This is a genomic window from Rathayibacter sp. VKM Ac-2804 (genome assembly GCF_009866655.1).
Classification (GTDB): Bacteria; Actinomycetota; Actinomycetes; order Actinomycetales; family Microbacteriaceae; genus Rathayibacter.
This window is the reverse complement of sequence record NZ_CP047420.1, coordinates 2,613,316-2,636,755: the sequence shown is the minus strand read 5'-3', so window position 1 is coordinate 2,636,755 and position 23,440 is coordinate 2,613,316. Positions and strand designations below refer to the sequence as shown.

Here is a 23,440-nt window from a genome sequence, read left to right as displayed (position 1 = left end):
GGCCGCACTGCATCGTCGCCACATCGGCACCGCTGTGATCGTCGTGCTCCCAGGATGAGCAGGGCGATCGAGGCGGCGCTTCGCGTCGGGGCGGCGGTGCACGACAGGGTTCGTGCGGTCGCCGGTCCCGGTGGTCGGGTGGTTCTCAGCCGAACATAGCGGGAGAAGCAACCCGGTGCGTGGCCCCAGTAAGGGTGTCGCTGCACCGGTGAGATCCTCGACCCGCTGCTCAGCTCCCTCGAAGGCACTCCTAGAATCGTTGCGGTGTCGAGTGCGCGATCGGGTCGCGCCTCGGCGTCACGGGAGCACCGGCGCCCCCGATCGCCAGGAATCGAGACGGAGCGCCGGGGTCCCCGCGCGGTCCGGGAGGTCACCTCCCGGGCCGCGTCGCCGCGCTGAGACGGTCGCGCCGACGGCTAAAGTCGAGGGGTCGTCCCAGCCCCAGAGGAGCACCCGCGCGTGTCGAACGAATCGTCGAACGTCCCCGAATCGTCCGGTCCCGCCGCCGGCGCCACCGTCGTCGCCGAGGCCGGCACGGGCTTCACGCACTTCAGCGATCGAGCGGTCGTGGCGATCCGCGTCAACGGCGAGCTCAAGGACCTGGCCGCCGACGTCGTCCCCGGCGACAGCATCGAGCCGGTCCTGATCTCCTCGCCCGACGGCCTGAGCATCCTCCGCCACTCGGCGGCGCACGTGCTCGCGCAGGCCGTCCAGCAGAGCAACCCCGACGCGAAGCTCGGCATCGGCCCGCCCGTCACCGACGGCTTCTACTACGACTTCGACGTGACCGAGCCCTTCACCCCGGAGGCGATGAAGGCGCTCGAGAAGGCGATGGACCGCATCGTCCGCCAGGGCCAGCGCTTCGTCCGCCGCGTCGTCACCGAGGACGAGGCGCGCGCCGAGCTCGCGGCCGAGCCGTACAAGCTCGAGCTGATCGGCCTCAAGGGCGCGGGCGCCGACGGCGAGTCGGTCGAGGTCGGCGGCCCGGAGCTGACCATCTACGACAACGTCGACCCGCGCACCGGCGAGACGGTCTGGAAGGACCTCTGCCGCGGTCCGCACCTCCCCAACACCCGGATGATCGGCAACGGCTACGCGCTGACCCGCAACGCCGCGGCCTACTGGCGCGGCTCGGAGAAGAACCCGCAGCTGCAGCGCGTCTACGGCACCGCCTGGCCGACCAAGGACGAGCTGCGCGCCCACCAGGCCCGCCTCGAGGAGGCCGCCCGCCGCGACCACCGCAAGCTCGGCCACGAGCTCGACCTCTTCTCGTTCCCGGACGAGATCGGCTCCGGCCTCGCGGTCTTCCACCCCAAGGGCGGCATCATTCGCTACGAGATCGAGCAGTACATGCGCGAGCAGCTGCTCGCGCACGACTACGAGCTCGTCTACACGCCGCACATCACCAAGGGCGACCTCTTCATGACCAGCGGCCACCTGCAGTGGTACGCGGAGGGCATGTTCCCGCCGATGCACCTCGACGAGCTGCAGGACGAGGACGGCACCGTCACCCGCCAGGGCCAGGACTACTACCTCAAGCCCATGAACTGCCCCTTCCACAACCTGATCTTCCGCTCGCGCGGGCGCAGCTACCGCGAGCTGCCGCTGCGCCTGGCCGAGTTCGGCACGGTCTACCGCTACGAGAAGAGCGGCACCCTGCAGGGCCTCACCCGCGTCCGCGGACTGACCCAGGACGACGCGCACATCTACGTGACGCAGGAGGACGTGTCGGCGGAGCTGACCCGCAACCTCGAGTTCGTGCTCCAGGTGCTGCGCGACTACGGCCTCGACGACTTCTACCTCGAGCTCTCCACCAACGAGGAGGGCAACCCGAAGTTCGTCGGCGACCCCGAGCAGTGGGAGTCGGCGATCGAGTCGCTGCGCGCCGTCGCCGTCGAGTCCGGCCTCGAGCTGGTCCCCGACCCGGGCGGAGCGGCGTTCTACGGTCCGAAGATCTCGGTCCAGGCCCGCGACGCCATCGGCCGCACCTGGCAGATGTCGACGATCCAGCTCGACTTCAACCAGCCCGAGCGCTTCGAGCTCGAGTACACCGCGTCCGACGGCTCGAAGAAGCGCCCGGTGATGATCCACCGGGCCCTCTTCGGCTCGATCGAGCGCTTCTTCGCGATCCTCACCGAGCACTACGCCGGTGCCTTCCCGGTCTGGCTCTCGCCGGTGCAGGTGGTCGGCATCCCGATCGCCGACGAGTACCTGCCCTACCTCGAGGACGTCGTCGGTCAGCTGAAGAAGGCCGGCGTCCGCGCCGAGATCGACTACTCCAGCGACCGGATGCAGAAGAAGATCCGCAACGCGACGCTGCAGAAGGTCCCGTTCCAGGTGATCGTCGGCGAGAAGGACCGCGACGCCGGAGCGGTCAGCTTCCGCTTCCGCGACGGCACCCAGGAGAACGGCATCCCCGTCGCCGACGCCGTCGCCCGGATCCGCGAGGCGATCGCGACCAAGGCGCAGGTCTAGGGATGGGCGACCCGATCGACGGCGCCGTCCCCGAGGGCGCGGAGTCCTCGGCGCACCTCGCCGGCGTGCCCGACGAGTTCCAGCGCCTGTGGACCCCGCACCGGATGGTCTACATCCAGAAGGGCCAGCCCGGCGACGACGACTGCCCGTTCTGCGTCGCGCCGACGCTGAGCGACGAGGAGGCGCTGATCGTCGCGCGCGGCGAGCACGCCTTCGTCCTGCTGAACCTCTTCCCGTACAACTCGGGCCACCTGCTGGTCTGCCCGTACCGGCACATCCCGCTGTACGACGAGGCCACTCCGGAGGAAGTGGCCGAGATCGGCGCGCTCACCCAGACCGCCATGCGGGTCATCCGCGAGGTCTCGAACAACGACGGCTTCAACCTCGGGATGAACCAGGGCGCCGTCGCGGGCGCCGGCATCGCCGCCCACCTGCACCAGCACGTGGTGCCGCGCTGGGCCACGGACGCCAACTTCTTCCCCATCATCGCCCGCACCAAGGCCCTGCCGCAGCTGCTCGGCGACGTCCGCACGAGCATCGCCGCGGCCTGGCCGCGCCCCTAGCCCGCCGCCGCGCCCCGCGCCTGCCGAGCAGCCGCGCCGCGGCCGCCCTCGCCGGCAGCCCTGCGGCCGCGCACCGTGCTGGTCGAGTAGCCCCGCAGGGGCGTCTCGAGACCCGCCCCGCCCGGCTTGTCCAGCGCCGATGTCGAGCAGCCCCGTCTCGTAGACTGGACGCTGCCGTCGGCGGAAGACGCCGCACAGAACAGGACTCGCGAACATGACCGACACCACCCCCACGTCCTCCTCCGCCTCGGAGCAGTTCGGCTCGAGCCGCGTCAAGCGCGGGCTCGCCGAGATGCTCAAGGGCGGCGTCATCATGGACGTCGTCAACGCGGAGCAGGCCCGCATCGCCGAGGACGCCGGAGCCGTCGCCGTGATGGCGCTCGAGCGCGTCCCCGCCGACATCCGCTCGCAGGGCGGCGTCGCGCGGATGAGCGACCCCGACCTGATCGACGGGATCGTCGCGGCCGTCTCCATCCCCGTGATGGCGAAGGCGCGCATCGGCCACTTCGTCGAGGCGCAGATCCTGCAGGAGCTCGGCGTCGACTACATCGACGAGTCCGAGGTCCTCTCGCCCGCCGACTACGTGAACCACATCGACAAGTGGAACTTCACCGTCCCCTTCGTCTGCGGCGCGACCAACCTCGGCGAGGCCCTGCGCCGCATCACCGAGGGCGCCGCGATGATCCGCTCGAAGGGCGAGGCCGGCACCGGCGACGTCTCCGAGGCCACCAAGCACATCCGCACGATCTCCTCCGAGGTCAACCGCCTGAAGTCGCTGACCAAGGACGAGCTGTACGTCGCCGCCAAGGAGCTGCAGGCGCCCTACGAGCTGGTCGCCGAGATCGCGCAGACCGGCAAGCTCCCGGTCGTGCTCTTCACCGCCGGCGGCGTCGCGACCCCGGCCGACGCCGCGCTGATGATGCAGCTCGGCGCCGACGGCGTGTTCGTCGGGTCCGGCGTCTTCAAGTCGGGCGAGCCCGCGAAGCGCGCCGCCGCGATCGTCAAGGCGACGACGTTCTTCGACGACGCCAAGGTCGTCGCGGAGGCGTCCCGCGGTCTCGGCGAGGCGATGGTCGGCATCAACGTCGCCGACGTGCCCGCGCCGCACCGCCTCTCCGAGCGTGGCTGGTAGCGAGAGCGCGCCGGTCGCAGGCGAGGGCGAGACGCGGGAGTCCCTGGAGGGTCTCCGCGTCGGCGTCCTCGCCCTGCAGGGCGACTTCCGCGAGCACGCGCACGTGCTGCGCGAGCTCGGCGCCGAGGTCGTCCTCGTGCGCCGCGCGTCCGAGCTCGCCTCCGTCGCGGGGCTCGTGATCCCCGGCGGCGAGTCCACGGTGATGGACAAGCTCTCGCGCCTGTTCGACCTCGCCGAGCCGGTGAAGGACGCGATCGCCGCGGGGCTGCCCGTCTACGGCACCTGTGCCGGGCTGATCATGCTGGCCGACCGCGTGCTCGACCGCATCGACGGCCAGAGCAGCTTCGGCGGCCTGGACGTGACCGTCCGCCGGAACGCGTTCGGCAACCAGCTCGACTCCTTCGAGACCGACCTCGACATCGACGGCATCGGCGACCCGCCGATGCACGCGGTCTTCATCCGCGCCCCCGTCGTGGAGGAGCTGGGGGAGCGGGCGCGCGCCCTCGCCACCCTGGCGGACGGCCGGGTCGTCGCCGTCGAGCAGGGCTCCCTGCTCGGCACCGCGTTCCACCCCGAGATCACCGGCGACTACCGCTTCCACGAGCTCTTCCTGCGGAAGGTCGCGGCCACCCGCTTCGGCGCGGCACAGTAGGGGCATGCCCGAACTCCCCGAAGTGCACGCGCTCGCGCGCGATCTCGACGAGCGCCTCGGCGGCCGCGTGCTCGAGCGCCTGGACGTCTTCGCGATCTCCGCGCTCAAGACCGTCGCGATCCCGCCGTCCTCCCTCGCGGGGGAGACGGTGCACGGGGTGAGCCGGCACGGGAAGTTCCTCGATCTCGCCGTGGGCGACGTGCACGTGCTGCTGCACCTGGCCCGCGCGGGCTGGGTGCGCTGGCGCCCCGAGCGGCCGACCGCGCCGGTGAAGCCGGGCCGCGGCCCGCTCGCCGCGCGTCTGATCCTCGACGACGGCTCCGGCTTCGACATCACCGAGGCCGGCACGAAGAAGAGCCTGGCGATCTCGATCGTGACGGACCCGCGGGACGTGCCCGGCGTCGAGCGGCTCGGGCCGGATCCGCTCGACCCGGAGTTCACCCGCGAGATCCTCGGCGCGATCCTGGCGACCGCCGGTCGCGCCCAGATCAAGGGGGTGCTGCGCGACCAGTCCCGCATCGCGGGGATCGGCAACGCCTACTCCGACGAGATCCTGCACGTCGCGAAGATGTCGCCGTTCAAGCCGGCCTCGCTCGCGCCCGACGAGCTGGACCGCCTGTACTCGGCGCTCCGCTACACCCTCGAGGAAGCTCTGGGGCGGGCCGAGGGGCTGCACGCGGCCGATCTCAAGCGCGAGAAGAAGCTCGGGATGCGCGTGCACGGCCGCACCGGCGAGGCTTGCCCGGTCTGCGGTGACACGATCCGCCAGGTGATCTACTCCGACTCGACGCTGCAGTACTGCCCGACCTGCCAGACCGGCGGGAAGCCGCTGGCCGACCGCGTCCTCTCCCGACTGCTCAAGTAGCGCACCACTCCGGCGGGGTCGGACGGACGGAGATCGCCGGCGCGCGGGTATCGCTGAGAGGACGTCTCCGGTGTCCACGGCGAGTCGACTGCGGGGCGGGACGTGGACATCGCCGGCGGGAACTGTGCCGACTGGCTCGGGACGCCTCCCGTCGAGCGGTCGGCGGGTGGCGCCCCGCGCTCGACTCGAACTCCAGGACGTCGTCGTACCCGTCTCGGCTGCGACAGGACGGGTGCGCGCGTCGTCTCAGTTCGGCACCCTCGCCGTCGAGGTCGTCGCTCCGAACTGGCTCGCGGCGCTCGGGTCGGGCCCCACGTAGACGGGACCGCGGGTGACGGTGGCCGTCGCGATGAATCGTCCTTTCGGCTCGGCAGTGAGGGAGGAGGTGTACGTGGCGCCGGCGAACGCGAGCGAGACGGTCTGGCCGCGGATCATGTACGTCCGGGCCACGGGGTAGGGACCGACAGGGATGATCAGGCGGGCGGCCCGGGGACCGATCACGACGAGTCGGCCGTCCCAGCGCGAGACGTCGTGGTCCGTCGTGATGTCCATCCAGGTCTCCTCCGCCAGCTGGACGACCGACCCGGGGGTCCCGATCATGTTGATGAAGCCCGTGACGCCGAAGGTGCCGACCCTCAACGAGGTGACCGTCACCCCGACGAAGGTCGAGGCCGTCACGGGAGCGGGAGACGCCGAGGCGCCGGGGGCCGCGACCGCGGCGGCGATCACCGGGGCCGTCCACGCGGCGGCGACCGCGGTCCGGCGAGCGATTCCCGGCGAGTCGGACGGGCGGGGACGGTCGCGCTGCGGGCGCTGCTGGTCTTCTGTCATCGTGGGTCCTCGTTCTCGTTGGCGTCGACCGGACTGCAGCGGAGGCCGCTGCGCCGCGGCTACTCTGCCTGCGCAGGGAGGCGAGTGATGAAGCTCTGGCGGGCGAAGTGCCGCCTGGCTCGATCCGCCGCCGCGCACGGCGACGGTCGATCGGCGTGGGCGCAGGCGAACCCGCCCGGCTGCGACAGAGGAGGTGGAGGCCCTGTCACGTCCCTGCCGTGCCACCTGTACGGATCACGCGAGGTGCTCCGGTCAGACGTCGATGGTGCGGGTGGCGGACGGCAGACCCCATCCGAGCGTGACCGAGGGGTCGGGGCCCGGCCAGACCGGTCATCGCACGATCGCGATGGTCGCGGAGAAGGTGCCCCTCGGGCTGTCGGTGAGGCGAGTGGTCGGGGGACTGCTCGGCAGCGAGACCCAAGCACGTCCGGAGCCGAGGGCGTAGCTGTAGTTGGCCGGGAAGGAGCCGGCGGGAACCAGGTAGCGCCCGATTCCGGGTCCCTCGGGGACGACTCCGGTCCCCCAGGACTCGACGTCGTGCTCGACCGTGATCCGGACCTCGACGTCCTCCGCGAGCACGATCTGCCCGGCGGCGGTCCGGTCCCCGTTCACGAAGACCCTGGTCTGGAAGCCGCGGGGGAGGATCCCCTGGAAGCTGACGCCGACGAAGGTGCCGACGCCGACCGGTGCGGGGGAGGCGGAGGCGCCGGGTGCGGCGACGGCGGCGGCGATCACCGGGGTCGACCAGGCGGCCGCGACCGCGGTGCGGCGCGCGATTCCCGGGGGCCGAGCCGAGCGGAGATCGTCGTCGTGGTGGAAGTCCTGCGTCATGGGGTGTCCTCGTCCTCGTTCGAACAGCGGGGGTGGCGCAGAGCGTTCCTGCGCCCGCATCACCCTTCCGACCCGAGGTTGGAAGACGGGAATTCCTGGCGGCGACGGTGCCGCCTGGCAGGATCCGCCGAGGAGCACGGTCTCGGTGGCGACTCCGACCGTCCGCCGACAGCCCTGTCGCGGACGACGGGGCCTCCGCGGTGGCCGGAGCGGCTCGTCAGGTCTCGACGGTGGCCTCGCCGAACCGCGCTCCGTAGCGGCCGACCGCCGACGGGTAGAGACCCGGGTAGACCGGGCCCCTCTCGACGGCCGCCCTCACCCGATGGCGGCCGGGGGGATCCTCCTGGAGGTACGAGACGTAGGAGCGGACGCCGGCGTCGGCGACGACCGTGCTCACCCCGTTGATCGTGTAGGAGGCCGTGCTCGGGTACGTTCCGGGAGGGACCACGATGTGGCTGGCCCGAGGACCGTCCGGCACGACCCACTCGGACCACCGCGCGACGTCCTGGTCGGTGGTGATGGTGAACCGGGCCTGCCGCCGCAGCACCACCGGCGACCCGACGCGCGCCCTGGCGTTCAGGAAGAGGACGACGTCGAAGCGGCCGACGGCGTCGGGCGGCGCGAGCACCTGGACCCCGACGAAGGTCCCGTCGACGGAGGTCGACGCCGCCGCTCCCGGGGCCGCGACGGCGGCGGCGATCACCGGGGTCGACCACGCGACGGCCAGGGCCGATCGGCGGAGGAGGTCCGGCGCCGGTGCGGGGCCGTGGCCGCGGTCGTCTCGGTCGTGCTTCTCCATCGTCATCGTGCGTCCTCGTTCTCGTCGTCCTGATCGGGAGGGAGGGAGGGCGCGGGTGCGTGCTCCGCTCCGCGCCCATCATCGAGGCGGTCCCCGCCTCTCCGGGCATTCCTGGCGGCGGCTGCCCACGGTGGCCGGATCCGTGCCGGAGCGGCCGCGCCCGGGCGCCTCGCCCGACGCGGGCGCGGCTCGGGCCGCCCCGTCCGGCGCTCGATTACACTGGACCAGCCATCAGCGGCGCCCGCGGGAGTCGCACGAATCGAGATTTCCGAGGGAGCACCGTGTCCGGGCATTCCAAGTGGGCCACGACCAAGCACCAGAAGGCGATCAAGGACTCGCGTCGCGCGAAGTCCTTCGCCAAGCTGATCAAGAACATCGAGGTGGCCGCCAAGATCGGCGGCGCCGACATGTCCGGCAACCCGACGCTCGTCGACGCCGTGCAGAAGGCGAAGAAGACCTCGGTCCCGAACGACAACATCGACCGCGCGATCAAGCGCGGTGCGGGCCTCACCGGCGAGGTCATCGACTACACGACGATCATGTACGAGGCCTACGGCCCGAATGGCATCGCGCTGCTCGTCGAGTGCCTCACCGACAACAAGAACCGCGCCGCCGCGGACGTCCGCACCGCGATGACCCGCAACGGCGGCACCATGGCCGACCCGGGCAGCGTCGCCTACAACTTCGCGCGCAAGGGCGTCATCACCGTCCCGCACGGCGGCGGCGTCACCGAGGACGACGTGCTCGGCGCGGTCCTCGACTTCGGCGTCGACGACGTCATCGACCACGGCGAGTCCTTCGAGGTCCGCACCGAGGCCGCCGAGCTGGTCCCGGCGCGCACGGCGCTGCAGGAGGCCGGCATCGACTACGACGCCGCCGACGTCGAGTTCGTCGCCTCGCTGCAGGTCGAGGCCGACGCCGAGACGGCGCGCAAGGTCTTCCGCCTCATCGACGCCCTCGAGGACTCGGACGACGTGCAGAACGTCTACACGAACCTCGACATCACGCCCGAGGTCCGGGCCGAGCTCGAGAACGACGAGGAGTGACCCGGTGACCCCGGCTCGTCCCCGGCGGGCGCGCTGATGCGCGTCCTCGGGATCGACCCGGGGCTCACCCGGTGCGGCGTGGGCATCGTCGACGTCGGCCGCGACCGCCGGGCGACGCTCGTGCACGTCAGCGTCCTGCGCACCCCTCCCGACGCGCCGCTCGAGCGCCGGCTGCTCGCCCTCGGCGACGGGATCGAGGCGCTGCTCGACGAGCACCGGCCCGATGCCGTCGCGATCGAGCGCGTCTTCGCCCAGAACAACGTGAGCACCGTGATGGGCATCGCCCAGATCAGCGGCGTCGCCCTGGTGGCCGCCGCCCGCCGCGACCTCGTCGTCGGCATGCACACGCCCAGCGAGGTGAAGGCCGCGGTCACCGGCTACGGAGCGGCCGACAAGCGCCAGGTCACCACGATGATCCAGCGGATCCTCCGGCTCGACGCCCCGCCGAAGCCGGCCGACGCGGCCGACGCCCTCGCCCTCGCCGTCTGCCACGCCTGGCGCGGACCGATGGCCGCGGGCCCCGCCGCCGCCGAGGGGGAGACCGCGGCGCAGCGCGCCTGGCGCGCCGCGGAGGCCTCCACTCGAACGCCTGTTCGAGCCTCTAGACTGACGCGGTGATCTCCTCCCTCCGCGGCACCGTCCTCTCCGCCCGCGGGAGCCTCGCCGTCGTCGACGTCCACGGCGTCGGCTACGCGGTCAACGTCACGCCGCAGCACGCCCTCGAGCTGCGGGTCGGCGACGAGACCGTGCTGACCACGACGCTGATCGTGCGCGAGGACTCGCTGACCCTCTACGGCTTCCCCGACGAGGAGCAGCTCGAGATCTTCGAGCTCCTGATCGGCGTCACCGGTGTCGGCCCCAAGTCCGCGCTCGGCGTCCTCGGCGCGGTCGAGCCCGAGCGCATCGCGCAGGCCGTCGCCGACGAGGACGACGCCGTCTTCCGCAAGGTCTCCGGCATCGGTCCCAAGACCGCGAAGCTCATCATCCTGTCGCTCGCGGGCAAGCTCGCCGTCCGCCCGCGCGCCGCCCGCGGCTCCGGTCCGGGCGCGACGGCCGCGCAGAGCGTCCTGTCGGCGCTCGTCGGCCTCGGCTGGCCCGAGCGGGTCGCCGCCGAGGTCGTCGACGAGATCCTGCTCGACGCCCAGGCGTCCGACGCGGCGAGCGTGCAGTCGCTGCTCCGGCTCGCGCTGGCCCGACTCGGTCCGGCGGCCCGCTCGTGAGCGGCGACGACGTGATGGGCCCGGAGGTCGCCTCCGAGGCCGAGATCGCCTTCGAGGGGGCGCTGCGCCCGAAGAACCTGGGCGAGTTCGTCGGCCAGCGCAAGGTCCGCGGTCAGCTCGAGCTGCTGCTCAAGGCGGCGGCGATGCAGGGCCGCACCCCCGACCACATCCTGCTGGCAGGCCCGCCCGGTCTGGGCAAGACCACCCTGGCGATGATCGTCGCGGAGGAGAGCTCCTCGCCGCTGCGGATGTCCAGCGGCCCCGCGATCCAGCACGCCGGCGACCTCGCGGCCGTCCTCTCCTCGCTGCTGCCGGGCGAGATCCTCTTCATCGACGAGATCCACCGGATGGCGCGCTCCGCCGAGGAGATGCTCTACCTCGCGATGGAGGACTTCCGGATCGACATCATGGTCGGCAAGGGCGCCGGCGCGACCTCCGTCCCCCTGGATCTCGCGCCGTTCACCCTCGTCGGAGCGACGACCCGCTCGGGTCTCCTGCCGAATCCGCTGCGCGACCGCTTCGGCTTCACCGCCCACCTCGAGTTCTACGCCGAGGACGAGCTGCGCCAGGTGCTCACCCGCGCCGCGCGCCTGCTCGACCTCGACATCGACGGCGAGGCGGTCGCCGAGATCGCCGGCCGCTGCCGGGGCACCCCGCGCATCGCGAACCGCCTGCTGCGCCGGGTCCGCGACTTCGCGCTCGTGCACGGAGGCCGCGCCGACGTGACCGCCGTGCGCGCGGCGCTCGATCTCTACGACGTGGACGAGCTCGGCCTCGACCGCCTCGACCGCGCCGTGATGGACATCGTCCTCACCCGCTTCGACGGCGGGCCGGTCGGCCTCAACACGCTCGCGGTCTCGGTCGGCGAGGAGGCGGAGACGGTCGAGGCGGTCGTCGAGCCGTTCCTCGTCCGGATAGGGCTGCTCACCCGCACGCCGCGAGGGCGCGTCGCGACGCCGGCCGCCTACCGGCATTTCGGCGTGGATCCGCGCGGGGGTGCGGCCGCGGTCTCCCAGCGGCCCCTGTTCGGAGATGACCTATAATCTTCAAGGCCCGACGGGCCGCTCGATCCGCCAGCGCCACCCCTTGTGCACACAGCACTCGGGCCCGCGGCGGGTCACCCTCAACTCCGGAAGGCTCACCCATGGATCCGACGATCATCCTGCTCGTCCTGCTTCTCGCCGTGATGATCATCTTCATGTTCCGCAACAACAAGAAGCGGCAGCGCGAGGCGGAGAAGATGAAGACCGGGCTCGTCCCCGGCGTCGAGCTGATGACCGGCTCCGGACTGTTCGGCACCGTCGTCTCGATCGACGACGACGAGAACAAGATCGTCATCGAGTCGACCCCCGGCACGCTCCTGACGATCCACCGCCAGGCCATCGCCCGCCTGATCGACCCGACCGAGAACGCCGTCGTCGCCGACGAGGACGGGACCGAGACCGTGGCGGCCGTCGAGTCGCCCGCGTTCGGCGAGCGCGACGCCGCGCACACGTCCGACCCGCTGGTCGACCCGGTCGAGCGCGACCGCAGGCCCGACGCGCAGTAGTCTCCAGGGCGGGCAGGGTGCATCGGCATCCCGCCCGCCCTTCCACGTCCGGGGTGCGCCCCGGAACGAAGACCGTCGATCGGACGACCGGCGCCACCCTCGGGGTCGGCGCCTGCGCGAGGATCGACGTCGACCGCAGAGCCAGCGTCGGCCGGAGAGCCGGCGCCGACCGAAGAAGAAGGTGAGCCCTGGGTGGCCGCATCAACCCCCGTCCGGAAGGCCAGGCGCTCGCTGAGCTGGCTCGGCGTCCTGATCCTCGCGCTCGTCGGCCTCAACGCCGCCGCCGTCGTCTTCGGAGGCGGCTCCTGGACGCCGAAGCTCGCGCTCGACCTCGAGGGCGGCACCCAGATCGTGCTGCAGCCCCAGCTCACGGACGGCGACACCGTCTCCTCCGAGCAGCTGACGCAGGCCGTCTCGATCATCCGCCAGCGGATCGACGCCTCGGGCGTCTCCGAGGCCGAGATCACGACCCAGGGCTCGAGCAACATCGTCGTCTCCATCCCGGGCACCCCTGACGACGAGACGCTGCAGCGCATCGAGGCCTCGGCGAAGCTCGACTTCCGCCCCGTCCTCGTGGCCAGCCAGGCGACGAACAGCTCGGTCGGCGGCGAGTCCACCTCGTCGCCCACGCCGACCCCGGTCGACCCCTCGCTCGCCACCGAGCCGACGGCCGCGCCGACCAGCGCCAGCGACCTCGCCTACGTCACGCCGGCGCTCGAGGCGCAGTACACGTCGTTCGACTGCGCGTTCCTGAACGACCAGGACCCGAACCTCGCGCCGCTCGATCAGCCTCTGATCACCTGCGACGACACGAACACCGTGAAGTACATCCTCGGCCCGGTCGAGATCACCGGCGAGGACATCTCCGACGCCTCGAACGGCCTGATGACGACGTCCTCCGGCGCCAGCACCGGCACCTGGGCCGTCAACCTCTCCTTCGACGACCAGGGCACCCAGGCCTTCGGCGACGTCACCTCCCGTCTCGTCGGCCTGCAGGGCGCGCAGAACCAGTTCGCGATCGTCCTCGACGGCCGCGTCATCTCGGCGCCGTCCACGAACGCCGCGATCACCGACGGCAACGCGCAGATCTCCGGCTCCTTCACCCAGGAGTCGTCGAAGACCCTCGCCGATCAGCTGAAGTACGGCGCACTGCCGATCGGCTTCCAGGTGCAGAGCTCGGACAGCATCTCCGCGACGCTCGGCTCCACCCAGCTCGCGAGCGGCCTGCTCGCGGGTCTGATCGGCCTCATCCTCGTCGTCGTCTACTCGGTCGCGCAGTACCGCGTGCTCGGCGCGGTGACCATCGCCTCGCTGATGGTGGCGGCGATCGTCACCTATCTCGTCGTGACGCTGCTCTCCTGGCGGGAGGGACTGCGCCTCTCGCTCGCGGGGGTCGCGGGTCTGATCGTGGCCATCGGCATCACGGCCGACTCGTTCATCGTCTACTTCGAGCGGATCCGCGACGAGCTGCGCGACGGCCGCGGGCTCGAGTCCTCGGTCGAGGCCGGCTGGCGGCGAGCGCTGCGCACGATCTTCGCCTCGGACATGGTGAACCTGCTCGCTGCCGTCGTCCTCTTCGCCCTCGCGGTCGGCAGCGTCCGCGGCTTCGCGCTCACGCTCGGCATCACGACGCTGATCGACCTCGTGGTGGTGATCCTCTTCACCCACCCGATGCTGCAGCTGCTGGCGACGACCAAGTTCTTCTCCGAGGGCCACAAGGCCTCCGGACTGGATCCGCGCGCACTCGGCGCGGTCTACCGCGGCCGCGCCGCGTTCCGGCCGCAGGACGCGGTCGTCGCGGGCAAGGGCGCCACGGGCAAGGGCTCCTCCGCCGCGCGCGAGGCGGCCCGCCGCCAGACCATCGCCGAGCGCAAGGCCGCCGAGGCGGCCGCCGCGCGCAGCTCCTCGAACGACTCGAACGGGAAGGACGCGTGATGGCCAGCTTCTCGCAGTTCGGAAACGACCTCTACACCGGCAAGCGCTCGGTCGACTTCGTCGGCCGCCGGCGCACCTGGTACCTCATCTCGATCGCGATCATCCTGCTCACCGTGCTCGGCACGGCGGCCCGCGGCGGCTTCAACTTCAGCATCGAGTTCACCGGCGGCTCGGAGTTCACGGTCACGTCACCGCAGAACCTCGACCAGACCGCCGCGACCGACGCCGTCACCTCGGTCTCGCCCGAGGCCGTTCCGCGCGTCTCGATCGTCGGCGACGACTCGATCCGCGTCCAGACCAGCCAGCTCTCGACCGACGAGTCGACGCAGGTCCGCAACGCGCTGTCCGAGGCCTACTCCGTCCCGACGGAGCAGGTCGCGTCGTCCTTCATCGGCGCCGCCTGGGGCTCGGACGTCACGCAGCAGGCCGTTCGCGGCCTGATCATCTTCGTGATCCTGGCGGCCCTGGCGATGTGGGCCTACTTCCGCACCTGGAAGATGTCGCTCGCCGCGATCGTCGCGCTGCTGCACGACCTCGTGATCGTGGCCGGCGTCTACGGGATCACCGGGACCGAGGTGTCGCCGGCGGCGGTGATCGGACTGCTGACGATCCTCGGCTACTCGCTCTACGACACGGTCGTGGTGTTCGACAAGATCCGCGAGAACACCGCGGAGGCGCTCGGCAGCACGACGAAGACGTTCTCCGAGACGGTCAACCTCGCCGAGAACCAGACGCTGGTGCGCTCGATCAACACCTCGATCGTCGCCGCCTTGCCGGTCGCGGCGATCCTCGTGATCGGCGCCTTCGTCCTCGGCGCCGGCACGCTGCGCGACATCTCGCTCGCGCTGCTGATCGGCATCATCGTCGGCACCTACTCGACGATCTTCGTCGCGGCCCCGCTCTACGCCCAGCTGCGCAGCGGTGAGGCCGAGATCGGCAAGCACGACAAGCGGGTCGTCTCCGCGCGCGAGCGCGCCGCGGCCCCGGCCGTGCAGGGCTGATCGTGGCCGACTACGCGCAGGTCAGCGCTGAGGACGCGATCGGACTCGTCGCGCGCGACGAGGTGTGGCTGCTCGACGTCCGCGAGCCGCACGAATGGGCGCTCGGGCACGCGCCTGCGGCGCACCACATCCCGATGGGCAGCATCGGCGAGCGGCAGGAGGAGCTCCCGCGCGATGCGGCGATCCTCGTCGTCTGCCACTCCGGCGTCCGCTCGGCCATGGTCGTCCAGGCGCTCGACGGCGCCGGCTACGAGACGGCGAACATCGACGCGGGGATGACCGCGTGGGCCGCCGCGGGCGGGGACGTCGTGGACGACGCGGGGCGGCCTGGCCGCATCGACTGAGCGCGGGCCTGTCCGCTCCCGGCGGACCGGTCACGGGTGCCCGCGCGACGGGCGATAATAAGGCGATGGAGATCTCCGCGTGAGCGACACCACGACCACGTCCTCGACCGCCGCCCTGCGCCGGCTGGTCCCGCGGATCTTCTCGCGCGCACAGCCCTCCGGCGCCGTCGACACCCTGGTGCGGACGGTGCGCACGCACCATCCCAAGAGCGACATCGCGCTGATCGAGCGGGCCTACTCCGTCGCCGAGCGGGCGCACGCGAATCAGAAGCGCCGCAGCGGCGAGCCGTACATCACGCACCCGCTGGCCGTCGCGCAGATCCTCGCCGATCTCGGCATCGGCTCGAAGACCATCGCCGCGGCCCTCCTGCACGACACCGTCGAGGACACCGACTACAAGCTCGACGAGCTCCGCGCCGACTTCGGCGACGAGGTCGCCATGCTCGTCGACGGCGTCACCAAGCTCGACAAGGTCAAGTACGGCGACAGCGCGCAGGCGGAGACGGTCCGCAAGATGATCGTCGCGATGTCCAAGGACATCCGCGTGCTGATCATCAAGCTGGCCGATCGTCTGCACAACGCGCGCACCTGGGGCTTCGTGCCCGCCGAGTCCGCGGCCCGCAAGGCGACCGAGACTCTCGAGATCTACGCGCCGCTGGCGAACCGCCTCGGCATCCAGGCGATCAAGTGGGAGCTCGAGGACCTGTCCTTCGCGGTGCTCTACCCGAAGATCTACAACGAGATCGAGAGCCTCGTGAAGGTGCGGACCCCGCAGCGCGAGGAGTTCGTCCAGAGCATCATCGACCTGATCGGCGAGGACCTGCGGGCGGGCAAGATCCGCGGCCGCGTCGTCGGCCGGCCGAAGCAGTACTACTCGATCTACCAGAAGATGGTGGTCCGCGGCCGCGACTTCGACGAGATCTACGACCTGGTCGGCATCCGCGTGCTCGTGAACTCCGTGCGCGACTGCTACGCCGTGCTGGGCTCGATCCATGCGCGCTGGAGTCCGATGCCCGGCCGCTTCAAGGACTACATCGCGACGCCGAAGTTCAACCTCTACCAGTCGCTGCACACGACCGTGATCGGGCCGAAGGGCCGCGCGGTCGAGATCCAGATCCGCACCAACGAGATGCACCAGCACGCGGAGTTCGGCATCGCGGCGCACTGGAAGTACAAGGAGCAGATGGCGACGGGCAAGGTCGCCTCCGGCTCGAACGACACCGACCTCGCCTGGCTCGCGCACCTCTCCGACTGGCAGTCCGAGACGACCGACCCGAACGAGTTCCTCGACTCCCTCCGCTTCGAGATCGGCGCGAAGGAGGTCTACGTCTTCACGCCCAAGGGGCGCGTCATCGGCCTGCCGACGGGTGCGACCCCGGTCGACTTCGCCTACGCCGTGCACACCGAGGTCGGCCATCGCACGATGGGCGCGAAGGTCAACGGGCGCCTCGTGCCACTCGAGTCCTCGCTGACCACCGGCGACGTCGTCGAGGTCTTCACCTCGAAGAACCCCGACTCCGGCCCGAGCCAGGACTGGCTCAACTTCGTGCAGAGCCCGCGGGCCCGCAACAAGATCCGCCAGTGGTTCACCAAGGAGCGCCGCGACGAGGCGATCGAGCAGGGCAAGGACTCCATCGCGCGGGCCATGCGCAAGCAGAACCTGCCGCTGCAGAAGCTGATGAGCCAGGACACCTTCACCGAGGTGGCCAGCCAGCTGCGCTACAACGACGTCGAGGCGCTCTACGCGGCCGTCGGCGAGGGGCACGTGTCGACCCAGTCGGTGCTCGAGAAGGTCGTCGCGACGATCCAGGGCGACCCGGAGTCGGACGAGCACGAGGTGACGCTGCCGCGCTCCCCGCGCCCGCGCAGCCGCAGCAGCGAGTCCGGGGTCCTGGTCAAGGGTGCGCCGGACATCCTGGTGAAGCTCGCGAAGTGCTGCACCCCGGTGCCGGGCGACCAGATCGTCGGCTTCGTCACCCGCGGCGCCGGCGTCTCGGTGCACCAGGCGAACTGCCACAACGTGCAGGAGCTGCTCAAGGAGCCCGAGCGGATCGTCGACGTCGAGTGGGCGCCGTCCTCCAAGAGCATCTTCCTGGTGCAGATCCAGGTGGAGGCGCTGGACCGATCGGGTCTGCTGAGCGACGTCACGCGGGTGCTCTCGGAGCACCACGTCAACATCCTGTCGGCCACCGTGTCGACCTCGAGCGACCGACTGGCGATCAGCCGCTTCGTCTTCGAGATGGGCGACACGACGCACCTCGATCGCGTGCTCAACGCCGTGCGCCGGATCGACGCGGTGTACGACGTGTACCGGGTCAACGCCGGCTGACCGCGGCCTGATCGCCGGTGCCGGGCGCAGTCCCGGCGCCGGTGCTGGCCTCAGCGCAGGGCGCTCCGCAGCCGCTCGAGGGCGATCCTGCGGCCGGCGACCGGTGCGCCGGTCTCCAGGCGCTCGAGCACGCGGGCGAGCGGAGTGGCGGTCACGGCGGCCAGGGCGCGCAGGAGTCCGTCGCCGGCGGCGTCCCGGGTGCGCGCGAGGTCGATCAGCGTCCGCTCCGGCGTCGTCACCGGGCAGCCGCCGAGCACGACGACGTCCTCGTCGGTGAGGCGCACCTCGTGGAAGCGCACCCGCGCCAGCATCGGCGGGTGCAGGCGGTTCCGCCGGTCGATGGAGGCGCTGTGCACCCGCGGTGCGTCTGTCACGGCGCCGTGCACCCAGGCGGCGGACGTGCGGTCGGCGACCGTCCCCTTCGGCAGCACGGCGAGCAGCGCCGCCCCCCGCTCCGGCGGTCCGAGCGGCAGGTCGGCGAGGAGGAAGCCCTCGTCGAGCGCGACCACCTCGCCGTCGAGCCGCGCGGCGCACAGCTCGGCGAGCGGCAGGTGTCCTGGGAGCAGAACGGAGGGGAGGCGCGTCATCCGCCCATGGTGGACGACGCACCTCCCCTCGGGGGAGCTCCGAGCGGATCTGTGGAGGGATCCGCTCCGCGGGATCAGCCCAGGGCGTCCAGCCAGACCTTGCGGGCGTCGAGCGCCTCCTGGGCCTGGGCGATGGCCGCGCGGTCGCCGCGGGCCTTCGCCTCGTCGAGCTCGTCCTGCAGTTTCTGGATCGCGGCGGTCAGCTGCGAGGCGAGACCCTCGGAGCGGGCCTTGCGCTCGGGGTTGCTGCGGTTCCAGTGCTCCTCGTCGAGCTTGCGCACGTGCGCCTCGACCTTGCGGAGGCGGTCCTCGACGGTGCGCACCTGCTCGCGCGGCACACGGCCGATCGCGTCCCAGCGCTCCTGGACGGAGAGCAGCACGCGCTTGGCCTTCTCGCGGTCCGACTCCTGCAGCAGCGGCTCCGCCTCCTCGAGGAGGGCCAGCTTGAGGTCGAGGTTCTCGGTGTACTCGACGCTCTCCTGCGCGACGACCTCGGCCTTCGCACCGTAGATCGCGTCGCCGGCGGCCTTGAAGCGCGCCCAGAGGGCGTCGTCGAACCGCTTGCCCGCGCGACCGGCGACCCGCCAGCGCTCGAGGAGCGCCCGGTACTCCGGGATCGCGTCGGCGCCGCGGGAGACCAGCGCCTCGGCCTGGTCGATCAGCGCCTGCTTGGCCGACTTGGCCTCGCGGTGCGCCGAGTCGAGGTCGGCGAAGAACGCCTTGCGGTTCTGCTCGATCGTCGTGCGGGCCCCGCGGAAGCGGCGCCACAGCTCGTTCGCGTCGTTCTTGGGCAGGCGCGGACCCTGCTGCTGGTGGCTCTGCCAGCGGGCGAAGAGGTCGTCGATCGCGGCGCTGGCCTGCTTCCACTGCGTCTTCGCCGGGTCGACGGCGGCGAGCGCCTCGGCCTCGGCGACGATCGCCTCGCGGTGCGCGATGGCGTCGCTGAGGGCGGCCTTCGTCTCGGCGGCCTGCTGCTCGGTCAGGTCCTCGACGGAACCGCTGAGCGCGCTGACGCGGGTCTGCAGGGCGGCGAGGTCGCCGACGGCGTGCGCCTGCGAGATGGCCGCGGTGAGCGTCTGGACCCCGCGCGAGACGTCGTTGGCCGGAGCGCCGCGCTTGGCCCGCTGCTCGAGCAGGGAGACCTGCCCGGCGAGCTCGGTGTACTTGCGCTCGTAGTAGGCGAGGGCCTCCTCGGGAGTCGCGTCGGGGTACTGGCCGACCTCGCGCTCCTCGTCGCCGACCCGCACGTAGACCGTGCCGTCGTCGCCGACGCGGCCCCAGGGGCGGCGGTCGCCGGCCTGCGGACGGGGAGCGGTCGGCACGACGGGGGGCGCCGCGGCCTCGGGAGCCGCGACCTCCTCGGAGGTCGTCGCGTCCTCGGAGGTGGCCGTCTCGTCGGAGGTGGCCGTCTCGTCGGAGGTCGCAGCCCCGTCGGGGGTCGGCGCCTCGTCCGATGCCGTCGCGTCGTCGGGCATGACCGCCGCGCTCGTCTCGGAGTCGGACGTCGCCGCCTCGGGGGAGTCCCCTCCGCTCTCGGGAGCGTCCGTCTCGGCCGGGGCGTCGGCGCCCTCGGGGGCGCCGCTGCTCTCGGGGACGGCCGTCGTCTCGGAGGACGGGCTGTCGTCGGGGGACACGGTGTCGGGGGTGGACACGGTGTCGATGTCGCCATCTGGAGTCAGCATCGGGTGCCGCCTTTCGCTGTCGTCCCGCCCCTCGGCCTCGGTGCTCGACAGCCGGAGGCCGACGACCGCGCTCAGCCGCGAACGGGCAGTGACGACAAGCCTATTGCACTCCCCGCGCCGCCGGTCGTGCGCGGTCCCGCGGGTCGCCACCGGCGTGCGGAGGCGGCCCGTCGTCGACGGCTACTGCAGCGAGATCCCGCCGATCGCGACCGGCTCGGCGGGGGCGCCGTCGCCGGAGCCGTCCGCCGTGCCCTTGGCGACGACATCGGCGATCAGCGCGTCGAGGCCCGAGGTGACCCGGCCGACCACGGTGTAGCCGCCCGCGGCGTCCTCGGGGAGCTGGGTGTCCTGGTAGACGACGAAGAACTGGCTGCCCTGGCTGTAGCCGTTGCCGCCCTGGCGGGCCATCGCGATGGTGCCCGCGGGGTAGACGCCGTCGGCGGGGGCGTTCTCGACCGGGCCGTAGCTGTAGCCGGGGCCGCCGGTGCCGTCGCCGTTCGGGTCGCCGCACTGGAGCACGTAGAGGCCCTCGGTGGTGAGGCGGTGGCAGGAGACGCCGTCGTAGAAGCCGGACTGCGCCAAGGAGAGGAAGGAGGAGACGGCCTGCGGGGCGGCGGCGCCGGCGAGCGTGATGCCCAGCTCGTCGCTGTCGATCGACATCGTGCCGTTCCAGTCGCGGCCCTCGGCGATGTCCGCGGAGGGGACGTCGCCGGTGTTCTGGCCGGTCGCCGCGGGCGTGGGGGAGGGCGTGGCGCTCTCGGAGGACGTCGGCTCGGCGACGGGGGTGCCGGGGCCGCCGGAGAAGTAGAGGAGCTGTGCGACGACGGCGAGGGCGATGACGATCACGCCCGCGACGGCCGCGACGACGTTGTCGCGGACCCGGCGCTTCGCACGCGTGCGGTGCAGGCTCTGCCGCGCCTGGTAGGCCCTCAGTCGTGTGCGCGCCTCGCGATCGTTCGTCCTGCCCTGGGCCACGTGTTCCTCCGCCGTCGTGCGTCGCGCCTGCGTCCGGCGCGGCTCCGCGCGAGCGCGGAGCGCGTCGAGCCTACGAGAATCGCCGCACCCTCGCCGGACACGGCGGCGCCGGGAGCCGGGTGGGCGCCGGGGCGACTGTCGGAGGCCGTCGTTACGCTGGTGCGATGACGATGCAGCAGGCCGGACTCCGCTCCGGGGCGACCCCGCTCGCCGTGCGCATGCGTCCCCGCAGCCTGGAGGAGGTCGCCGGGCAGCGGCACCTGCTCACCCCGGGCTCGCCGCTCGTGGCCCTCGCGGCCGACACCACCGGCGAGCGCGGCGCGGTCTCGGTGATCCTCTGGGGCCCTCCCGGCACCGGGAAGACGACGCTCGCGCAGGCGGTCGCGCACTCCAGCGGCCGCCGCTTCGTCGAGCTCTCGGCCGTGACGGCCGGCGTCAAGGACGTGCGGCAGGTGATGGAGGAGGCGCTCTCCACCCGCGACCTCTACGGCACCTCGACCGTCCTCTTCCTCGACGAGATCCACCGCTTCACGAAGGCGCAGCAGGACGCGCTGCTGCCGGGTGTCGAGAACGGCTGGGTCATCCTGATCGCGGCGACGACCGAGAACCCGTCCTTCTCGGTGATCGCGCCCCTGCTCTCGCGCTCGCTGCTGCTCACCCTGAACACGCTCGACGACGACGATCTGGGGCTGCTCGTCGACCGGGCGCTGCACGACGAGCGCGGCCTGCGCGGCTCGGTGCGGCTCGACGACGAGGCGCGGGCGAGCATCGTCCGCCTCGCCTCCGGCGACGCCCGCCGGGCGCTCACCGCGCTCGAGGCCGCCGCCACCTCCGCCCGGTCGGAGGCGCGCGAGGCCGACCGCGTCGCGCGGGCGTCGGCGGTCGAGGACGAGGACGACGACGACGAGGACGAGGACGACGAGGAGCCCGCCGAGCCCGCCGAGGCGGAGGAGCCCGAGCTCCCGCTGATCACCGTCGAGGTGGTCGCCCGCGCCGTCGACCGCGCTCTGCTGCGCTACGACCGCAACGGCGACGAGCACTACGACGTGATCAGCGCCTTCATCAAGTCGATCCGCGGCTCGGACGTCGACGCCGCGCTGCACTACCTCGCCCGGATGATCGAGGCGGGGGAGGACCCGCGCTTCATCGCCCGCCGGATCATCGTCTCGGCCTCCGAGGACATCGGGATGGCCGACCCGCAGGCGCTCGTCGTCGCCATCGCGGCGGCCGACGCCGTGCAGTTCATCGGCATGCCCGAGGGGCGGATCCCGCTCGCCCAGGCGGTCGTCCACCTGGCCACCGCCCCCAAGTCGAACGCCTCCTACACCGCCATCGACAGGGCCATCGCCGATGTCCGCGCGGGGAAGGCGGGCCGGGTGCCGCCGCACCTGCGCGACGCGCACTACCCGGGCGCCAAGCGGCTCGGCCACGGCAAGGGCTACCGCTACCCGCACGACGCCGAGCTCGGCGTCCTCGAGCAGCAGTACCTGCCGGACGAGCTGCGCGGCGCGCGCTACTACGCGCCGACGGAGCACGGCAACGAGCGCGACGTCTCGGCCCGGCTGGCGAAGCTGCTCCGCATCATCCGCGGCCGAGGCTGACGATCGCGGGCGGCGGCCTCGAACCGGCGCGTGACGCCGGCGCCAGCGCCTGGTAGTCTTGCGAGGTTGCCCACCGCTCTGTAGCCGAGCGGAGCAGCGCATCCCTCTGAATCGCGCAGTCCGCCACCGCGGTCACCCTGCCTCCCGCACCCGCGGGGGGACACGACCTCGGCGCCCGCCCTCCTCCCGGAGCCGGCGGACGAGGACTGCGACCGAACCTCTCAGACCCTGGAAGGACCACAGTGTCGACCACCTCACGTACCCGTTCGAAGACGCGCCTCTCGCGCGCCCTCGGCATCCCCCTGACCCCGAAGGCCGCCCGCTACCTTGAGAAGCGTCCCTACGCTCCGGGTGAGCACGGCCGCTCGAAGCGCAAGGCCGACTCGGACTACGCCGTCCGCCTGCGGGAGAAGCAGCGTCTGCGAGCCCAGTACGGCATCCGCGAGAAGCAGCTGCGCATCGCCTTCCAGGAGGCGCGCCGCACCCAGGGCCTGACCGGTGAGAACCTGGTCGAGCTCCTCGAGATGCGTCTCGACGCCCTCGTGCTGCGCTCGGGCTTCGCCCGCACGACCGCGCAGGCCCGCCAGTTCGTCACCCACCGCCACATCATGGTGGACGGCCAGACGGTGGACCGCCCCTCCTTCCGCGTGAAGCCGGGCCAGGTCATCCACGTCAAGACCCGCTCCGAGGGCACCGAGCCCTTCCAGGTCGCGGCCGCCGGCGGACACGTCGACGTCCTCCCCAAGACCCCGGGCTACCTCGAGGTCGAGATCGACAAGCTCCAGGCGACGCTCCTGCGCCGCCCGAAGCGCGCCGAGGTCCCCGTGACCTGCGAAGTCCAGCTCGTCGTCGAGTACTACGCGGCCCGCTAGTCAGCGCACCCCCGTTGGAAAGGCCCCGGCTCCTGCCGGGGCCTTTCCTCGTTCCCGGGCCTGCTCGGCGCGCAGCCGCCGCCGTGCAGCCGCGTCGGTCCGGCCCGCGATCCGAGCTCCGGCTCGCAGGGTCCGGGTGTCTCGACGTGCC

At 72.0% G+C, this 23,440-nt stretch carries 22 protein-coding genes; 16 read left to right on the top strand and 6 right to left on the bottom strand.

Annotation, left to right across the window (positions count from 1 at the left end; genetic code table 11):
* Positions 1–567: 567 nt before the first annotated feature.
* From thrS to GTU73_RS12370, 5 genes are all read left to right on the top strand, one after another.
* The gene (gene thrS, locus GTU73_RS12390) at positions 568–2,475 is read left to right on the top strand and encodes a threonine--tRNA ligase (RefSeq protein ID WP_244231851.1); all 1,908 of its coding nucleotides are present in this window, start codon (positions 568–570) and stop codon (positions 2,473–2,475) included.
* Between the two features lie 2 nt (positions 2,476–2,477).
* Positions 2,478–3,038, top strand: a complete 561-nt coding sequence (locus GTU73_RS12385; RefSeq protein WP_160089898.1) for an HIT domain-containing protein — start codon at positions 2,478–2,480, stop codon at positions 3,036–3,038.
* Between the two features lie 214 nt (positions 3,039–3,252).
* Positions 3,253–4,170, top strand: a complete 918-nt coding sequence (gene pdxS, locus GTU73_RS12380; RefSeq protein ID WP_160089896.1) for a pyridoxal 5'-phosphate synthase lyase subunit PdxS — start codon at positions 3,253–3,255, stop codon at positions 4,168–4,170.
* Positions 4,171–4,213: 43 nt separating this feature from the next.
* Positions 4,214–4,822 (top strand): pyridoxal 5'-phosphate synthase glutaminase subunit PdxT, encoded by a 609-nt coding sequence (pdxT, locus tag GTU73_RS12375; protein WP_208543798.1) that lies wholly within the window; start codon positions 4,214–4,216, stop codon positions 4,820–4,822.
* A 4-nt stretch (positions 4,823–4,826) separates the two neighbouring features.
* Complete coding sequence (locus GTU73_RS12370) at positions 4,827–5,687, top strand: DNA-formamidopyrimidine glycosylase family protein (RefSeq protein WP_160089894.1); 861 nt, start codon at positions 4,827–4,829, stop codon at positions 5,685–5,687.
* A 246-nt stretch (positions 5,688–5,933) separates the two neighbouring features.
* Here GTU73_RS12370 and GTU73_RS12365 read toward each other — a convergent pair whose 3' ends face one another.
* From GTU73_RS12365 to GTU73_RS12355, 3 genes are all read right to left on the bottom strand, one after another.
* A complete protein-coding gene (locus GTU73_RS12365; protein WP_160089892.1) occupies positions 5,934–6,518 on the bottom strand; it encodes a hypothetical protein in 585 nt (194 codons plus the stop codon).
* Between the two features lie 330 nt (positions 6,519–6,848).
* Positions 6,849–7,349, bottom strand: coding sequence for a hypothetical protein (locus tag GTU73_RS12360; protein ID WP_160089890.1), 501 nt, complete (start codon positions 7,347–7,349; stop codon positions 6,849–6,851).
* Between the two features lie 217 nt (positions 7,350–7,566).
* On the bottom strand, positions 7,567–8,154 hold the full coding sequence (locus GTU73_RS12355; RefSeq protein ID WP_160089888.1) for a hypothetical protein: 588 nt from the start codon (positions 8,152–8,154) through the stop codon (positions 7,567–7,569).
* 275 nt (positions 8,155–8,429) lie between these two features.
* On the opposite strand from GTU73_RS12355, the gene GTU73_RS12350 reads away from it, so the two are divergent.
* From GTU73_RS12350 to GTU73_RS12310, 9 genes are all read left to right on the top strand, one after another.
* Positions 8,430–9,194 (top strand): YebC/PmpR family DNA-binding transcriptional regulator, encoded by a 765-nt coding sequence (locus GTU73_RS12350; RefSeq protein WP_160089886.1) that lies wholly within the window; start codon positions 8,430–8,432, stop codon positions 9,192–9,194.
* Positions 9,195–9,230: 36 nt separating this feature from the next.
* Positions 9,231–9,812, top strand: coding sequence for a crossover junction endodeoxyribonuclease RuvC (gene ruvC, locus GTU73_RS12345; protein WP_160089884.1), 582 nt, complete (start codon positions 9,231–9,233; stop codon positions 9,810–9,812).
* A complete protein-coding gene (gene ruvA / locus GTU73_RS12340; protein ID WP_123704431.1) occupies positions 9,809–10,414 on the top strand; it encodes a Holliday junction branch migration protein RuvA in 606 nt (201 codons plus the stop codon). Before ruvC ends, ruvA begins: the two co-directional genes overlap by 4 nt.
* 14 nt (positions 10,415–10,428) lie before the next feature.
* The gene (gene ruvB / locus GTU73_RS12335; protein WP_160091356.1) at positions 10,429–11,457 is read left to right on the top strand and encodes a Holliday junction branch migration DNA helicase RuvB; all 1,029 of its coding nucleotides are present in this window, start codon (positions 10,429–10,431) and stop codon (positions 11,455–11,457) included.
* Between the two features lie 101 nt (positions 11,458–11,558).
* Positions 11,559–11,963, top strand: coding sequence for a preprotein translocase subunit YajC (gene yajC / locus GTU73_RS12330; protein WP_160089882.1), 405 nt, complete (start codon positions 11,559–11,561; stop codon positions 11,961–11,963).
* A 192-nt stretch (positions 11,964–12,155) separates the two neighbouring features.
* Positions 12,156–13,898 (top strand): protein translocase subunit SecD, encoded by a 1,743-nt coding sequence (secD, locus tag GTU73_RS12325; protein ID WP_160089880.1) that lies wholly within the window; start codon positions 12,156–12,158, stop codon positions 13,896–13,898.
* The gene (secF, locus tag GTU73_RS12320; RefSeq protein ID WP_160089878.1) at positions 13,898–14,899 is read left to right on the top strand and encodes a protein translocase subunit SecF; all 1,002 of its coding nucleotides are present in this window, start codon (positions 13,898–13,900) and stop codon (positions 14,897–14,899) included. The genes secD and secF overlap by 1 nt, the downstream gene beginning before the upstream one ends.
* Before the next feature lie 2 nt (positions 14,900–14,901).
* Positions 14,902–15,243: a rhodanese-like domain-containing protein gene (locus GTU73_RS12315; RefSeq protein WP_244231623.1), complete on the top strand. Its 342-nt coding sequence runs from the start codon at positions 14,902–14,904 to the stop codon at positions 15,241–15,243.
* Between the two features lie 79 nt (positions 15,244–15,322).
* The gene (locus tag GTU73_RS12310; RefSeq protein WP_123446201.1) at positions 15,323–17,572 is read left to right on the top strand and encodes a bifunctional (p)ppGpp synthetase/guanosine-3',5'-bis(diphosphate) 3'-pyrophosphohydrolase; all 2,250 of its coding nucleotides are present in this window, start codon (positions 15,323–15,325) and stop codon (positions 17,570–17,572) included.
* 50 nt (positions 17,573–17,622) lie between these two features.
* Here the strand turns inward: GTU73_RS12310 and GTU73_RS12305 are convergent, their stop codons facing one another.
* The 3 genes from GTU73_RS12305 to GTU73_RS12295 form a co-directional block, all read right to left on the bottom strand.
* Complete coding sequence (locus GTU73_RS12305; protein WP_160089876.1) at positions 17,623–18,159, bottom strand: type IV toxin-antitoxin system AbiEi family antitoxin; 537 nt, start codon at positions 18,157–18,159, stop codon at positions 17,623–17,625.
* Between the two features lie 74 nt (positions 18,160–18,233).
* Positions 18,234–19,841: a DUF349 domain-containing protein gene (locus GTU73_RS12300; RefSeq protein ID WP_347877736.1), complete on the bottom strand. Its 1,608-nt coding sequence runs from the start codon at positions 19,839–19,841 to the stop codon at positions 18,234–18,236.
* A gap of 180 nt (positions 19,842–20,021) precedes the next feature.
* Positions 20,022–20,816 (bottom strand): peptidylprolyl isomerase, encoded by a 795-nt coding sequence (locus GTU73_RS12295; RefSeq protein WP_160089874.1) that lies wholly within the window; start codon positions 20,814–20,816, stop codon positions 20,022–20,024.
* 164 nt (positions 20,817–20,980) lie between these two features.
* Between GTU73_RS12295 and GTU73_RS12290 the strand changes: the two genes are divergently transcribed.
* Together GTU73_RS12290 and rpsD are read left to right on the top strand one after the other, a co-directional pair.
* Positions 20,981–22,417 (top strand): replication-associated recombination protein A, encoded by a 1,437-nt coding sequence (locus GTU73_RS12290; RefSeq protein ID WP_160089872.1) that lies wholly within the window; start codon positions 20,981–20,983, stop codon positions 22,415–22,417.
* A gap of 242 nt (positions 22,418–22,659) precedes the next feature.
* Entirely contained in the window at positions 22,660–23,289 is a 630-nt protein-coding gene (gene rpsD / locus GTU73_RS12285) for a 30S ribosomal protein S4 (RefSeq protein ID WP_123446206.1), read from the top strand.
* Positions 23,290–23,440: the final 151 nt, after the last annotated feature.